At 63.8% G+C, this 14,818-nt stretch carries 13 protein-coding genes; 7 read left to right on the plus strand and 6 right to left on the minus strand.

Annotated features, from left to right (window positions below; all coding sequences use genetic code 11):
- Window positions 1–2,123 (minus strand): beta strand repeat-containing protein (locus tag LB565_RS09310; protein WP_224583128.1); only part of this gene is annotated, 2,123 nt, incomplete at its 3' end.
- Between the two features lie 838 nt (window positions 2,124–2,961).
- Between LB565_RS09310 and LB565_RS30020 the strand changes: the two genes are divergently transcribed.
- Window positions 2,962–3,078, plus strand: a complete 117-nt coding sequence (locus LB565_RS30020) for a hypothetical protein (protein WP_411970630.1) — start codon at window positions 2,962–2,964, stop codon at window positions 3,076–3,078.
- A 206-nt stretch (window positions 3,079–3,284) separates the two neighbouring features.
- On the opposite strand, the gene LB565_RS09320 is transcribed toward LB565_RS30020, so the two are convergent.
- From LB565_RS09320 to LB565_RS09335, 4 genes are all read right to left on the minus strand, one after another.
- The gene (locus tag LB565_RS09320) at window positions 3,285–3,713 is read right to left on the minus strand and encodes an EF-hand domain-containing protein (RefSeq protein WP_224583140.1); all 429 of its coding nucleotides are present in this window, start codon (window positions 3,711–3,713) and stop codon (window positions 3,285–3,287) included.
- A 579-nt stretch (window positions 3,714–4,292) separates the two neighbouring features.
- On the minus strand, window positions 4,293–5,144 hold the full coding sequence (locus tag LB565_RS09325) for a TIGR01459 family HAD-type hydrolase (protein WP_224583142.1): 852 nt from the start codon (window positions 5,142–5,144) through the stop codon (window positions 4,293–4,295).
- On the minus strand, window positions 5,141–6,415 hold the full coding sequence (locus LB565_RS09330) for an FGGY-family carbohydrate kinase (protein ID WP_224583144.1): 1,275 nt from the start codon (window positions 6,413–6,415) through the stop codon (window positions 5,141–5,143). Before LB565_RS09330 ends, LB565_RS09325 begins: the two co-directional genes overlap by 4 nt.
- A 4-nt stretch (window positions 6,416–6,419) precedes the next feature.
- Window positions 6,420–7,460: a class II aldolase/adducin family protein gene (locus LB565_RS09335; protein ID WP_224583146.1), complete on the minus strand. Its 1,041-nt coding sequence runs from the start codon at window positions 7,458–7,460 to the stop codon at window positions 6,420–6,422.
- A 195-nt stretch (window positions 7,461–7,655) separates the two neighbouring features.
- Between LB565_RS09335 and LB565_RS09340 the strand changes: the two genes are divergently transcribed.
- The 6 genes from LB565_RS09340 to LB565_RS09365 all read left to right on the plus strand — a co-directional run bounded on the left by LB565_RS09340 (window position 7,656) and on the right by LB565_RS09365 (window position 14,331).
- On the plus strand, window positions 7,656–8,438 hold the full coding sequence (locus LB565_RS09340) for a DeoR/GlpR family DNA-binding transcription regulator (RefSeq protein WP_224583148.1): 783 nt from the start codon (window positions 7,656–7,658) through the stop codon (window positions 8,436–8,438).
- On the plus strand, window positions 8,435–9,814 hold the full coding sequence (locus LB565_RS09345) for an FGGY-family carbohydrate kinase (protein WP_224583150.1): 1,380 nt from the start codon (window positions 8,435–8,437) through the stop codon (window positions 9,812–9,814). Before LB565_RS09340 ends, LB565_RS09345 begins: the two co-directional genes overlap by 4 nt.
- On the plus strand, window positions 9,811–11,352 hold the full coding sequence (locus LB565_RS09350; protein WP_224583152.1) for a sugar ABC transporter ATP-binding protein: 1,542 nt from the start codon (window positions 9,811–9,813) through the stop codon (window positions 11,350–11,352). Before LB565_RS09345 ends, LB565_RS09350 begins: the two co-directional genes overlap by 4 nt.
- The gene (locus LB565_RS09355) at window positions 11,349–12,347 is read left to right on the plus strand and encodes an ABC transporter permease subunit (RefSeq protein ID WP_224583154.1); all 999 of its coding nucleotides are present in this window, start codon (window positions 11,349–11,351) and stop codon (window positions 12,345–12,347) included. The genes LB565_RS09350 and LB565_RS09355 overlap by 4 nt, the downstream gene beginning before the upstream one ends.
- Before the next feature lie 83 nt (window positions 12,348–12,430).
- A complete protein-coding gene (locus LB565_RS09360; RefSeq protein ID WP_224583156.1) occupies window positions 12,431–13,369 on the plus strand; it encodes an ABC transporter substrate-binding protein in 939 nt (312 codons plus the stop codon).
- A gap of 68 nt (window positions 13,370–13,437) precedes the next feature.
- Complete coding sequence (locus LB565_RS09365; RefSeq protein ID WP_224583158.1) at window positions 13,438–14,331, plus strand: sugar phosphate isomerase/epimerase family protein; 894 nt, start codon at window positions 13,438–13,440, stop codon at window positions 14,329–14,331.
- Window positions 14,332–14,428: 97 nt separating this feature from the next.
- Here LB565_RS09365 and LB565_RS09370 read toward each other — a convergent pair whose 3' ends face one another.
- Entirely contained in the window at window positions 14,429–14,614 is a 186-nt protein-coding gene (locus LB565_RS09370) for a phage integrase N-terminal SAM-like domain-containing protein (RefSeq protein ID WP_224583552.1), read from the minus strand.
- Between the last annotated feature and the right edge of the window lie 204 nt (window positions 14,615–14,818).

Below are 14,818 nucleotides of genomic sequence, written 5' to 3' on the forward strand. Positions count from 1 at the left end.
GCAAAGGCCAGCGTGCCGGCGGTCGGCGCCGTGTTGTCGACGGTGACCGTGATCGCGTTGCTGGTCGAGCTGTTGCCGGCGTTGTCCATCGCCTTGGCCGTGAAGCTGTGCCCTCCGTCCAGCAACGCGGCGGTCGTGAACGTCCAGGTATTGCCGTTCACCGTAGCCGCACCCAGGTCCGTATTGCCGTCAAACACGTGCACCGAGGCCACACCATTGGTGTCGCTCACCGTGCCGGACAGCGCCAGCGTGTTGTCCTTGGTCAGGCCGCCGCTGCCGATCGTCGTGGTCAGGCCGGTATCGGTCCCAATCGTCGAGCTGATGGTCTCGCTCGGCGCCGCGGTATCGACGGTCGCGGTGATTGCCGCCGTGGTCGTGCTGTTGCCGGCGTTGTCCACCGCCTTGGCGGTGAAGCTGTGCCCTCCGTCCGACAGCACGGCCGTCGTGAACGTCCAGGTGTTGCCGGTGATCGTGACCGCACCCAGGTCCGTGCTGCCGTCAAACACGTGCACCGAGGCCACACCATTGGTGTCGCTCACCGTGCCGGAGAGCGCCAGCGTGTTGTCCTTGGTCAGGCCGCCGCTGCCGATCGTCGTGGTCAGCCCCGTATTGGTCCCGATCGTCGAGCTGATCGTCTCGCTCGGCGCCGCGGTATCGACGGTCGCGGTGATTGCCGCCGTCGTCGTGCTGTTGCCGGCGTTGTCCACCGCCTTGGCCGTGAAGCTGTGCCCTCCGTTCGACAGCACGGCCGTCGTGAACGTCCAGGTGTTGCCGGTGATCGTGGCCGCGCCCAGGTCCGTGCTGCCGTCAAACACATGCACCGAGGCCACACCATTGGTGTCGCTCACCGTGCCGGACAGCGCCAGCGTGTTGTCCTTGGTCAGGCCGCCGCTGCCGATCGTCGTGGTCAGCCCGGTATCGGTCCCGATTGTCGAGCTGATGGTCTCGCTCGGAGGAGTCTCATCGACGGTTACCGAATGGGAATCCGACGCCGCTGTCGAGCTACCAACCTTTACTGTGGCGGCAAGAGTATACGTGCCGTCCGCCAAAGAAGCGTGCGCCAGATCGCTTGCCGGAATAACGGCGGACCAAGTGCCGTTCGCGGCAACTGTGGCCGTGTAGTTATGGCCATTCAGACTGACGATGAGCTGTGCGCTTGATGTAAAGTGCGTAACTGTGCCGGTTACGGTGACCCCGGCGGCTGCATCGGCGGAGTTGATCAGCCAGGGATTTGACTGGCTCGGCTCAATCGGGTTGATTTTGACCGTAAATGCGGCTGGGGGATCGACTCCGAGAAAATCGTTTGGCGTGAGCGTTGAAACGTTGGTGACGTTTACTTTCAGATCGGCGATACCGTCGCCGTTGGTGTCGGCAAAAACGAACGAACCGCCGCTGCCATCTGTGGTATACCAGACGGCAAAAGCGCCAGCGGCCCCGAGGTTGGTCGTGTTGGCGGATTGTTGGCCCTTCCAGAAGAATTCCCCCAGCCCCGCACTGGAGGCGGTCTGTCCCCCCTGCGAGCCGACAATCGAGCTGTCGTTGAGGAGCTTCCTGAAATCGAGCTTGTCGACCCCTTCGTTGAAACTATTGATCACATCCCACTGCGATCCGGTACCGTTGAGGGAATCATTTGCACTGCCGTAGCTGAAGATGTTGGCGATCTGGCCGTTCAGTGTTGCTTGAAAGACATTTTTGCCAATAGTGCTGTTGATATCGAGAGCAGTGAGCAGAGATGTGCCTGACAGCCCGGAACCAGCCAAGCTTGCGTTGCTGGAAAAGGCACTCAGAAAAGTGGATGCGCTGTTTGCGCTGAAGGTGACAGCAGAAGCGCCAGCAAGCGCGTTTCCATAGTTGTCGCTCTGCACCAGCTCAAAGTTGTTTAGCGAAGTTGCCAACAACGTGTAGTAATGGCCCGTGCCGGCAGCTTGAAACGTAAGCGTTAGATTGTCAGACCAGAACGCGTTGTCGATCGTCTGAAGCTGCGTCGCATTTGTACTGGGGAACAGGGCAGATGCGATATCTTGCAGTTCGATGATCTGGGTTCCACCGGTGTTATCGCTTGCGAGAGTGTCGAGCACATTAAGGTTGTCGACCGTCGCACCACTGTTTGTCGTCGTTCCCATGACCTACTTCCTTTTCCAGCGGCGACAGGAGCCTTGGCGCCTGTCGACCTCAAATTGAATCCCATCTTCCGCCGAATCATCTTCCGCCGGACTCGCGAGCACCCTTGCGGTCGCGTCCTGAGAGGGAATTGATGAAATCGAGGCCCTGGGCGCCGGTTGCTGCCTCGAAGCTCCAGAGCGGGAGCATGCTGCCTTGGCCGATTGCAGCCAACTCGCCTCATCGGCGCACCAGGCAGCCGACCAGGCGACGGCGCGCTCGCGTGGGCCATGCGCGGGTAGGCGAACGGCGAAGAGATTCTCGAGCCCCTCGAGTGCCGCGGCAGGGTGCGCGTAGAGCACCATCACGCGCACCGTGGGCAGCGAATTTTTCGACAAAGTCCGGAGATCAGGAACGACGGAAGCGATGAGCACCGGTTCGGCTAGGTTGCGCATGCATTGTGGAGTCAGATGCGTGAGCGCGCGACCACTTGAACGAGCAAAGCCTGCGGCATTTCTGCACAAGCCCCGCGGTTGCGACTCTCTCTGACCTACGCGCACTTACCCCTGCCCGTTCGCCGAAGATTCGGCGACGACTCAGCAAGAAAGTTCGGAAAGCGAAAGACGAATGCTGGCGTCCGGAATTACACGACAAATATTCCTCTTGCGCACCAAGTCCGGCGCGCATAGCCACATCCCGACAATTAGTCTTACGACCCCCAAACTCCCAACCACTCGCGCGACTGCCTCTGTCCGGTCGCGCGCCCCCTTTACTTGCCACGTTACTAAAGTCGAAAATTAGGAATTTGTAAACCATCCAAATTGGAACCAATTTTGTTTTGGTTAAAGCGTCAATCTGCGGCTGGTGCGCGGCCAGGTGCTGGGGTGGCTCGGCGACAACGGCGCCGGCAAATCCACGCTGATGAAGGATCAATCTCATAGAGGGTGGAGCCATTGTCTTCGACAAGCCAACCTCTGAGACTTCCGTCCAGGAACTCACAGACCTCGTGGTGACGGAATACCGCAACGCGCGCAAGGGCGCGCGCAGACCACTGACGACCAATCGGCCTAAGCGGAGTTCGTTGCCAAGACGAAAAGCTTTTCCAACACCGCCGATCCGATCGGTATCAAATCGGAGCTGCCTGCATTCAGCAGCACAGAGCGCATCCGAAACCAGGAGATCTACTACTGCATGTCTTCGCCGCCAGAGCCGTGCAGGAAGGACTGGATCTCATCCATGTCGATCTTGCCGTCCCCATTCTGGTCGATTGCAGAGAAGATCCGCCCGACAGCGTCCTGAACCTCGTTCTCAGACAATGATCCGTCGCCATTCGTATCCAAAAATGCGAACATCAGTCGCATTCCTGCGCCGCGCATCATACGCGGGCCATGGTGTGCAGCCATCCTGTGCTCACCGGCCGGACCGCCATCACGGTTTTTTTGCCAACGGTCGCCGTGACGATCTGCATCGTCCCGAGCGTTGTCATCCTCTTGACGATTGTTGGCCAGCTCGGAGCTTCGATCCTGTTGCATTCTCTCCTGGATGGCTTGGTCAACCATCTGGCGGATCATTTCACGCGTCGGGCCGCCCGCTTGTCCGTTTACATCCGGCAACTGCCCGGCTCCGGGCTGTTCGGTCGCCGGGGTAGGCGCAGGGGTTCCGTTTGTCTGGGCGAGAGCAGGGAAAGTCGCGAATATAAGAACGGCGGCCGCAGTCGTCGTGCAGCGAGGGAGTCTCATGGGGTGCTCCATTCGATTGGACGTGGTTTGCCTCAAGCTGATTGGGCTAGCCCAAACTGGAGGTGTCTTCGATTGTTCCGGCCCGCGTTCCAGGTCACGAGGAAGTTACGCGAACCGACTTTCGAGCAACCTCTAGCTTCCTGTGGCGCAGCTATGACGGATCACGGCGACCGGAGATGCTCCCCATCCGGCCAGTTCAGCTCTCGTCCCGAGATCTGGTCTGACCCTGGGGTGCTTGGAACAATGAAGCGGCCGTCACGTCATGTAGGATGCATTCTAAACAGTGCCCAACCGCTCGCGTACCCCTTCTTCACCGTTGGGCATTCGAACCGCAAAATTGAGGAATTCATCGATATCCTTCGGCAGGGGAGGATCGGCATCGGCGCCTTCTCATTCCATGTTGCTCAAAGATGATGTGGCTGTGAAGAAGCGGTTCAACTTGTTTCGGACGAGTCAACGCCAGCGAAACGCGTCCAGTGTGTAGTCGGGCCACGCGCCAAGCTCTTGGAAAAGCCCGGTCAGGTCGCCGCTGTCGGCCAATATACCCGACTTGACCAGCGCGGTCGCCACGCCGGCGGCTCGGCCTCCAGCTATATCGTGCTCGACGCTGTCGCCGATGCAAATCGCGTTGCCGCGCGCCGGATTTCCCGCAAGCGCCAGCGCAGCCTCATAGATAGCCGGATCGGGCTTGCCGATACGGGTGACGCTGCCGCCGAGGCGTTCATAGACATCGGCGATCTCGCCGGCGCCGAAGCACGGTCCGATCGCGGTCAGCATGACCCGGTCCGGATTGGTGCAGAAGCACGGTATCTTCCGTGCCGCGGCCGGGCGGAGAAGCTCGCGGTAGTAATCGAGGTCGTAGCGTTCACCTTCGCTGGCCGCGATCAGCACCAACTCGGCGTCCTCGCCGCGCTCGGTCAGAACAAGGGGCAAGCCATCGATCGCCGAACGGTCGCCGTCGCGGCTGATCAGCAGGCATTTTGTTCCCGCTCGCAGCGCGCCCGAACCCATCATGTCCTTGAAAATGCGCCAGGCTACCTCGCCGGATGAGACGAAATGGTCCCAGCTTCCCGCTTCGAAACCAAGCTTCAGCAGCCGCCTTTCGTTGGGCTCCGCCCGCTTGCCGGAATTCGAGATCAACGCCACCGTCTTGCCGGCGCGCTTCAGCGCCGACAAGGCTTCGACCGCACCGGGATAGGCCTGCTGTCCATCATGCAGCACGCCGAACTGATCGAGCAGGAACACGCCGTAGCGCTCTGCGAGCGCTGCGACCCCGTCGAGATGTACGGCCTGTCTCGCGCTCACAGCAGCCCCGCTTCCTTTGCGCCCGCCAGCGCCAGCCTTGCCGTTCCGGCCGCGGCCTCGTCGCAGAGGGCCGGCAGGAATTCGACGCCAAGCTTGCGCTGCCGGATTGCGGTCCAGGCGGCATTGGCGGTGCCGCCGCCGACGCTTCGGATCGAGGTGAGCTTCGGCGCGCCGAGTTCGGCGAGCCTCTGATAGCCGAGCGCCTCGATGGCCGCGATGCCTTCCAGCATCGCCTTGAGATAGTCGGCGTCGGATTCGGGCCGGGGCAGCAGGCGCGGCTGGAGCGTTGGATCAGCGACAGGAAAACGCTCGCCGGCCGAACCGAGCGGATAATAGTCGAGGCCGGTCACCGTCGCGGGATCGATCTCGGCGCTGAGCTCGACGATCCGCGCGAGCGAAAAATGCTGCGTGAGCACCTTGCCGCCGGTGTTCGACGCGCCACCTGCCAGCCAGACATCGCCGAGCCGATGGCTGTAGATGCCGTAGCGCGGCGCGGAAATCGGCCGGTCGGACAGGATCTTGATTGTCAGCGACGATCCAAGCGCGGTGACGCCGTCGCCGGCGGTCGCCGCGCCTGTCGCCAGGAAAGAGGCGCAGCCATCCGTGGTGCCGGCAACCACCGCAACGTCGCGCGGCAGCCGGAACAGATCGGCGGCGGCGGCCGTAAGCCTGCCGGTCACAGCGCCTGGCCTGACGACCGTCGGCAGAAGCTCCGTGCGCATGCCGGTCGCCGCGATCCATTCCGGCCAGCGACGCGCTTCGGCATCGTAGCCGGTCTTCAAGCTGTTGTTCTCGTCGCTGACGTCAAAGCGACCCGACAATTGTCCGGCGATCCAGTCGGCTTGGTGCAGCACGGCATGGATGTCCGGCAGGCGCTGGAACCAGAGCGCCTTGGCGAGACCGGACGTAGCTCCATGCGCGGCGCTTGCCTCCGGTGCCGCGTCGGCGATTGCGGCGAGTATGGCGGCATCCGAAACCTTGTCGCTGTACATCAGCGGTTCGGCCAGAGGCCGTCTGGCGCCGCCGACCGGCAGCAAGGTTCCCGACGTGCCGTCGACGGCGATCGCTCGCACCGCTCTGCGATCGATGCGCGAGAAGAGCTCCTCCAGCGTCGCTCCGACCGCGGCCCACCACACGGCGGGATCGCGGTCGTTCGCCCCGAAGCGCTCGAGCGGCACGGCGGCGCTCGCGGCGATGGAGAAGTCCGGACGCATCGCAACGGCACGCGACCCGGACGTGCCGATGTCGATGCCTAATGCAAGCGGCACCATTCGCCTAAACCGCAGCGTTGAGTTTCTGGCGATACTGCTCGGCATCCCAGTTGACCAACTCGTCATTCTCGGCGGCGGTGAGATAATTCAGCCGCGCTGTGACGTCGATCCGCGCGGTCACATCCGCGAGGCAGCGCTGCATGGCCTCCGCGCCGGAGCTTGCGTCGCCGCGCATCAGCACGCCGACGCCCCGAAAGAGGATCGCGACAGGGCTCGTACCCAGCCGGGCAACGACGTCGGCGGCCCGCTCCCCGGGTCTTGCCACCGCGGAGCCCGGGCCAAGAAAGATGACGTGGTCCGGATAGAGGCTGCCGGCCTCTGCTATGCGGCAACTGTCCGCATCGAGCGCCACCGCATGCGCCTCGGCATCTGCCGGCAACCGGTAGCCGCTGTCGCGGGCAAGCGCTCTCAGCGCTGCCGTATCAGGGCTCGCCGTCTCCCGCGCCGGGCGCGCCAGAAGCGATCTCACCCGATGCAGCAGACGCTCCGCCTCGGCCACAGTTTCCGCCGCGACGACCAGTCCGTGATTGCCGAGGATCAGCACGTCGGTCCCGGGCCTGAGGCGCTCGGCAATACCCTGCGCAAGCGGCAGGCCCGGCCGGCGGTAGGGAACATAAGCCCACGCGACGCCATCGAGAGGCCGCGTGGCTTCGGCCTCGCAATCGGTCTGGACGGCGAGCGAGATCGTGTTGACACAGTGGACATGCAGCACCACCCGCTGAGGCATCAGCGCATGCACAGTGGTCTCGATCGACGGCCTCAAGCCGCGGGGATTGAGGGCGCCGATCGCAAATGCCTGCGGCTTGTCCGCGGTCGGATCGCGTCGTTCGACTGCCTCGATGAGCGGGCCCATCGCCACCGGCACCATGATGTCGTCGGTCAGAGCGTCCTTCAGCCATGTGCCGGAGGCCTTGATCCATAGCGTGTCGCCGGCTTTCAGCGATGTGTTGCCACCGGCTGCCTGGGTCAGATGCGGATCGGCGCCGATGGCGGCCGAAAGCGCTCGCAGGGCAGCCATTTCCTGCGCATCGATTGTGGTCGCCATGGCGATCTTCCTCTAACGGCTCGGCGGGTCTGGAACAATTCCCCATCGCGGGAGAGCAGTTGGCGCTGATATCGCAGATGCGAGCGACTTACGTCAATAGTGATCTAGTATGATCAAATCGGCTTGCAATTCGCCGGATGTTGAGTAAGTTGCACCAAATGCCGTGCAAAAAATGGCATTATCGGGAGGAAAGAGTTGAGCGACTCCGGCCGCCAGCGTCAGATCGTCGAGCTCTTGCGGGACCGCCCGTTCGCTTCGGTGCGCGAGCTGCAGGAGCGGCTTGGCGTTTCGGCGGCGACGGTCAGGCGCGACATCGACAAGATCGACGAGGCCGGTGAGGCCAGGAAAGTCTATGGCGGCATTTCGGCGCTCGATGGCGCATCGCAGGCCGGCATCGCCTATGCCAGGCCCTATGACGAGAACCGCGATCTGGCAGTCGATGCCAAACGGCAGATCGCCGCTGTCGCCGCCACCATGGTGCGCGATGGCGATGCGGTCATCGTCCATGGCGGATCGACGTGTTTTCATCTCGGCGTCAAACTTGCCGACCGCAACATCCGCCTTTTTACCAATTCCATGCCGCTAGCTTCCTATCTCGGCGATCACGGCCATTGCAGCCTGACGATTGCCGGCGGCGATCTGCACCGCGAGCCCGGCATAATCCATTCACTCACTCACGCCGTGCCGTTCTATGCCTCGAAATTCTTTCTCGGCGCGCAGGGGCTGGGCCACGAGGGCGTTTTGGAATCGCATCCGTTGTTGGTGCGCTCGATCATCGATCTCAGCCTGTGCGCGGACCAGATCGTGGTGCTGGCCGACAGCCGCAAGCTGTCGATCCACGCCCGCAATGTCGCGCTGCCGCTGTCGCGCATCGGCACGCTGGTGACTGATGACGGCCTTTCCGACGCCGATGCGCGCATGCTGGAGGATGCCGGCGTCGCCGTGCGCATCGCCCCGTCGTCGGGAGCCGTCCAGTGAAGGTGGCGGTGCTCGATTTCGGCAAGACCAATTCGAAGCTGTTCGTCTTCGGCCAGGACGGGCGCATCGTCAGCGAACGGCGCACCAAGCCCGGCTGGATACGCAGAGGCGGCCTCAGCGTGCTCGACGAGGCCGCGCTGCATGACTGGGCGCTGGAAGCGGTCAACGAGGCCGCCGATGCCCACGGTATCGAGGGCATGATGGTGTCGGGCCATGGCTGCACCTTCGCGCTGGTCGGCGATACGGCGTTGACGCATCCGATCCTCGACTATGAACAGGAGCCGCCGGCCGATATCGCCGCGCGGATCGATCGCCGCATTCCCGATTTCGCCGAGACCTTCTCGCCGCGCCTGCCGCTCGGCTTCAATTACGGCCGCCACATGCTGTGGCTGACGGAAGTGCAGCCCGACGCCTTCTCGGCGGCGAAGGCGCTCCTCGGCTACCCGCAATATTGGAGCTGGCGCTTTGGCGGCCGCGCCGTTTCGGAAGTCTCCTATCTCGGCTGCCACTCGCATCTGTGGGCGCCGCGCAGGCGCGACTTCTCCTCGCTGGTCGATGCCGAAGGCTGGCGCGGCCGCATGCCCGCCTTGGCCCGCGCCGGCGCGGTCACCGGCGAGCGGCGCTTTGGCCGGGCCGGCAGGCCGGTCGCCATCCATAATGGCGTCCATGACAGCAACGCCGCGCTGCATGCCTATCGGCGGCAGGAGCTTGGGCCGCTCACCGTGGTATCGACAGGCACCTGGGTGATCATACTCAATCCGGACTGCCCGCTCGAGGCGCTCGACCGTGAACGGGACATGCTGGTCAATGTCGACGTCGATGGCGGCCCGGTGCCCACGATCCGCTTCATGGGCGGGCGCGAATTCTCTGTGATCAGCGGCAATTGGCACGGCGCGATCGCGCCGGCCTCGATACAGCGGACGATCGACGCCGGCACCATGGCCCTGCCGAGCTTTGCCCCCGGCGGACCGATGCCGGGCCGGACAGGCGAAATCGTCGGGCCTGTTTCCGATGCCGAGCAGCGCGCGGCCGTGGCGCTGCTTTATGTGGCGCTGATGATCGATCTGTCGCTCGACCTGATCCGTTCGCGAGATACGGTCATCGTTGATGGCGGACTGAATGCCGATGGGCTGCTTGCCGCCCTCCTGGCCGCGCTGCGGCCGGGGCAATCCTTCATGCAGGGCGCCACGCTTGAAGGCAGCGCCACGGGCGCCGCGGCGCTCGCCTTCGAAAGTATCGGCCGCGAATTCGCCGCCGATACGCCGGAGCCGGTACGCGCCGCGGACTTCAGGGACCTGGATCGCTACCGCAACGACTGGCGCAGCCTCATTGCCGGGCGCCACATCGCCGGCGCGGCGGCGGGAGGTGCGCAATGAGCGCCGCCGCCCATGTCGTGCCGCAAAAGCCGGTGCTGGAGATGCGCCATATCTCCAAAACCTTCGGTCCTGTCCGGGCGCTGCGGGACGTATCGCTCACCGTCAATGCCGGCGAGTTGCATGCGCTCATGGGCGAGAACGGCGCCGGCAAGTCGACGCTGATGAAAGTGCTGTCCGGTGCCTATCGGCCGGATCCCGGCGGCGAGATCCTGATCGGCGGAGCGCCGGTCGCCACCGGCGATCCGATCAAGGCCCGGGCCCACGGCATCGCCGTGATCTACCAGGAGCTGTCGCTGGCGCCCAACCTGACGGTGGCGCAGAACATTTTCCTCGGCAACGAGCCGCGCAGATTCGGCATCGTCGATCGCGACCAGTGCAACCGACGCGCCACCGAAATCCTCGAGCGGCTCGGCGTCTCCTTCTCGGCGCGCGCCCTGGTCTCCAGCCTGTCCCTCGGCGAGCGCCAACTGGTCGAGATCGCCCGCGCGCTGTCGACCAGCGCCAGCATCATCGTCATGGACGAGCCGACCACCTCGCTGACCTCGCGTGAGACCGACCGCCTTTTCGAGGTGATCGCGACGCTGAAGGCGCAAGGCATCGCCATCATCTACATCAGCCATCGTATGGAGGAGGTCTACCAGCTCGCGGACCGCGTCAGCGTGCTGCGCGACAGCGGCTATGTCGGCACGCTGGAACGCGCCGATCTAAACGCATCGCGCCTGGTCTCGATGATGGTCGGCCGCGATCTCTCGGCCTTCTACAAGAAGGATCACAGGCCGCCGGACAGCCAGCGCCGAGTGGCGCTGTCGGTGCGCGGCATGTCGGACGGCGGATTGCTGAAGGACTGCTCGTTCGATCTTTACCACGGCGAGGTGCTGGCGCTTGCGGGGCTGGTCGGTTCCGGCCGCACCGAGCTCGCGAGGCTGATCTTCGGGGCCGACCGCCGCAGTGCTGGCGAACTGAAGCTCGAGGGCAAGCCGGTTGCCATTGCTTCGCCGCGCCAAGCGCTGGAGGCTGGCATCGCGTACCTCACCGAAGACCGCAAGGAACTCGGGCTGTTCCTCGACATGTCGATCTCGGACAATATCAATATGGGCGTGCTGGCCAGGGACGCGCGGGCCGGCGGTTTTCGCGACTTCGCCGCCGCCGACCGGCGTGCCGCCAAGGCCATTGCCGACCTCTCGATCCGCACCCGTTCGGCGCAGGCCAATGCCGGGTCGCTGTCGGGCGGCAACCAGCAGAAGGTGCTGCTTGGCCGTTTGCTGGAGACCGAACCCAAGGTCGTCATCCTCGACGAGCCGACGCGTGGCGTCGACGTAGGCGCCAAGTCGGAAATCTACCGGCTGATCGACAGCCTCGCCGGCAGGGGCATCGCCATCCTGATGATCTCCAGCGAACTGCCCGAAGTGATCGGGGTGGCCGACCGAGTGCTCGTCATGCGCGACGGCGCCATCGCCGGGGAGGTGACGGCGTCGGAAGGCAGGCCGCTGCGTCAGGAAGAAATCATGGAACTTGCGACGGGAGCGGCCCAGCGATGACCGACAGCTCAGCAGCGACGAAGGCGGCGGATCAGGCAGCGGTCAGGAGCAGGCGGCTGCGCACGGCCTTCGCCGCGCTCGGCATGCTGCCGGTTCTGCTCCTGCTTGCCGTCGGCTTCCAGTTCATCAATCCACGCTTCCTCACCGGCACGAACTTGCTCATCGTCACTCAGCAGTCGTCGATCAACATCGTGCTCGCCGCCGGCATGACCTTCGTCATTCTCACCGGCGGGATCGACCTCTCCGTCGGCTCGATCCTCGCCGCCTCGGCGATGGTCGCGGTGCTGGTTTCGCTGGTGCCGGACTGGGGCATGCTCGGCATTCCGGCCGCCATACTGCTCGGCCTCGGCTTCGGCATCATCAACGGGCTGCTTACCGCTTACATCAGGCTGCCGCCCTTCATCGTCACGCTAGGCTCGCTCACCGCCGTGCGCGGCGTCGCCCGCCTGCTCGGCGAGGACACGACAGTCTTCAATCCCGATTTGCCCTTCGACTTTATCGGCAATGGCTCGCTGTTAGGGATTCCCTGGCTGGTCATCATTGCGCTGACGGTGGTTGTGCTGTCCTGGCTGGTGCTCAAACGCACCGTGCTCGGCACCTGGATCTACGCCGTGGGCGGCAATGCCGAGGCGGCGCGCCTCACCGGGATCAAGGTGCCGCTGGTGCTGCTCTTCGTCTACGGCGTATCGGGCCTGCTCGCCGGCCTGGGCGGCGTGATGTCGGCGGCGCGGCTCTACGCCGCCAACGGCCTGCAACTCGGCCAATCCTACGAGCTCGATGCGATCGCCGCCGTCATTCTCGGCGGCACCAGTTTCGTCGGCGGCGTCGGTTCGATCTGGGGCACTCTGATCGGCGGGCTGATCATCGCCGTACTCTCCAACGGGCTCATTTTGGCCGGTGTCTCGGACATCTGGCAGTACATCATCAAGGGATTGGTCATCATCGTGGCGGTCGCCCTCGACCGTTACCGGCTGCAGGCCGGAGCAAGAACGTGATTGACCTTGGTCGCCGGCCCAGACGAGCCGGATTGTGTGTAACGCACCGTGAGAGGCGCGGGGCAATCGGAGGAAGCAAATAAATGAAGACCATCGCCAAACTGCTCTGCGGCGCAGCCCTCGCGGCCCTCGCCATCGCGCCGGCTTCGGCCAAGGACCTCAACAAGGTCGGCATCTCGGTCGGCCTGCTCGGCAACCCCTTCTTCGTCGCCACCATCAAGGGCATCGAGGACGCGGCCAAAAAGATCAATCCCAAGGTCGAGGTGACGTCGGTATCGGCGGACTACGACCTCAACAAGCAGGTCTCGCAGATCGATTCCTTCATCGCCGCAGGCGTCGACGTCATCATGCTCAACGCCGTCGATGCCAAGGCGATCGCGCCCGCTGTCAAGAAGGCGCAGGCGGCCGGCATTGTGGTCGCCGCCTTTGACGTTTCGGCGCCGGGCGCCGACGTCACCGTGATGACCAACAACGTCAAGGCCGGGGAGGAGGCCTGCCAGTACCTGGTCGACCACACCGGCGGCAAAGGCAACTACGTCATTCTCAACGGCCCAGCCTCTTCCTCGATCCTGGAGCGCGTCAAGGGCTGCAAGAACGTGCTGTCGCAGCATCCGGACATCAAGATCCTGTCCGATGACCAGAACGCCGAGGGCTCGCGCGACGGCGGCCTGAAAGTGTTCCAGTCGCTGCTCACCCGCTTCGACAAGATCGACGCGGTGTTCGCCATCAACGACCCGACGGGGATCGGCGCGCAGCTTGCCGCCAAGCAGCTCAATCGCTCGGAATTCATCATCACCGCAGTTGACGGTGCGCCCGACATCGAGAAGGAGTTCGCCTCCGGCACCTCGATGATCAAGGCCTCGGCCTCGCAGGATCCCTATGTCATGGCCGGCCAGTCGCTGACGATGGCGGCGGAGGTGCTTGCCGGCAAGAAGCCGGCCGAGCCGACCGTGCTGCTCGATCCGAAGCTGATCACCGCCGAAAACCTGAAGGACTACAAGGGCTGGACCGCGGCCCGCTAACGCTGCTCCCAAGGCTGGCGCGGCCGGGGTCGACCCGGCCGCGCCCTATTCATCGGACGGAGATGATCATGTCGCGCATTGGAATCCACTCTTTCGTTTGGTCTGCGAGCTCGGCGCAAGCGGATCTCGAACGCACGCTGGCCAACACGAAAGAAGCCGGTTTCGACCTGATCGAGTTCTCCTATCTCGATCCGGCCGATGTCGATATCGGCAAGCTGGCCAAAAGCATCGCCGATCTCGGCCTAGGCGTCGCGATCAGCATCGGCCTGCCGGCCGACGGCGACATCTCCAGCGCCGACAAGGCGGTTGTCGCGCGCGGTGTCGAGATTCTCAACCGCACCATCGCGCTCACGCGCGATCTCGGCGGCCAAAAAGTCGGCGGCATTCTCTCGACCAGCCACGGATTGCAGACCGAGGCGCCGACGCGTGACCAGTGGAACCGCAGCGCCGCTACACTTGCCAGGGTCGCGGAAACTGCCAAGGCGGCCGGTGTCACGCTCAATCTCGAAATCGTCAACCGCTTCGAAAGCAACCTGCTCAACACCGCCGCGCAGGGGCTCGCCTTCATCGAGGACACCGGCTCCGACAACATCTTCCTGCATCTCGACACTTTCCACATGAACATCGAGGAGGCAGATGTCGGCCTGGCCATCCGTCATGCCGCGAAGAAAATCGGTTATGTGCATATCGGCGAGAGCCATCGCGGCTTTCTCGGCACCGGCAGCATCGATTTCCCGGCGATCTTCGATGCGCTGACGGCGATCGGCTATAGCAACGATCTTAGCTTCGAATCCTTCTCGTCCGAGATCGTCGACGAGAACCTGTCGCGGAAGACAGCGATCTGGCGCAATTTGTGGACCGACAATATGGAGCTTGCCCGCCATGCGCGCCGCTTCATCGCGGTCGGGATGGAGACGGCGCGGTTCAAGGCCGAGCTTGTTTCGGCATCGCAGAGGCCGTGACGTATCATCCTTTCGGCCGCTCCGCCGATGACGATGTTGCCACGCTCGACTTGGCGCAGATAGGCGCCATGCTCCTTGTCACGCGTCCAGATGCCGACTACCGGAACCGGCGCAGGTCGCCGGTGGTCGCTGTGTCTGGTGAACGCCCGAGGAACGTCGCCAGGCATCCGATGTCGCGGAGATAATTGCGCTGCGTCTCCCGTGAGAAACGCCGCATGTTCATGTCGTCGATCAGCTGCTGGCGAAGTGGACTGATCGGTGCATCGAGAACAGGATAGGTCATGGTCGGGCTCCTTGTTGAGGAAGCCCGTGATGCTCTGCCGCTGCCGAACCACCCTAAATGCGAGCGTGACGTCCGGCTCGTGATCTCTACCTCACCCCAACGTGCCCATCCCGCACAGCGGGTTCGTTCTTCGGCCCACCTCCGGGCATTCATCGATAGGACTGCGGACGGAGCCGCCATAAAGAGCTTAAGCGGCCGCGATAT

Origin of the sequence: Mesorhizobium sp. CA14 (assembly GCF_020165195.1) — a bacterium.
GTDB lineage: Bacteria > Pseudomonadota > Alphaproteobacteria > Rhizobiales > Rhizobiaceae > Mesorhizobium.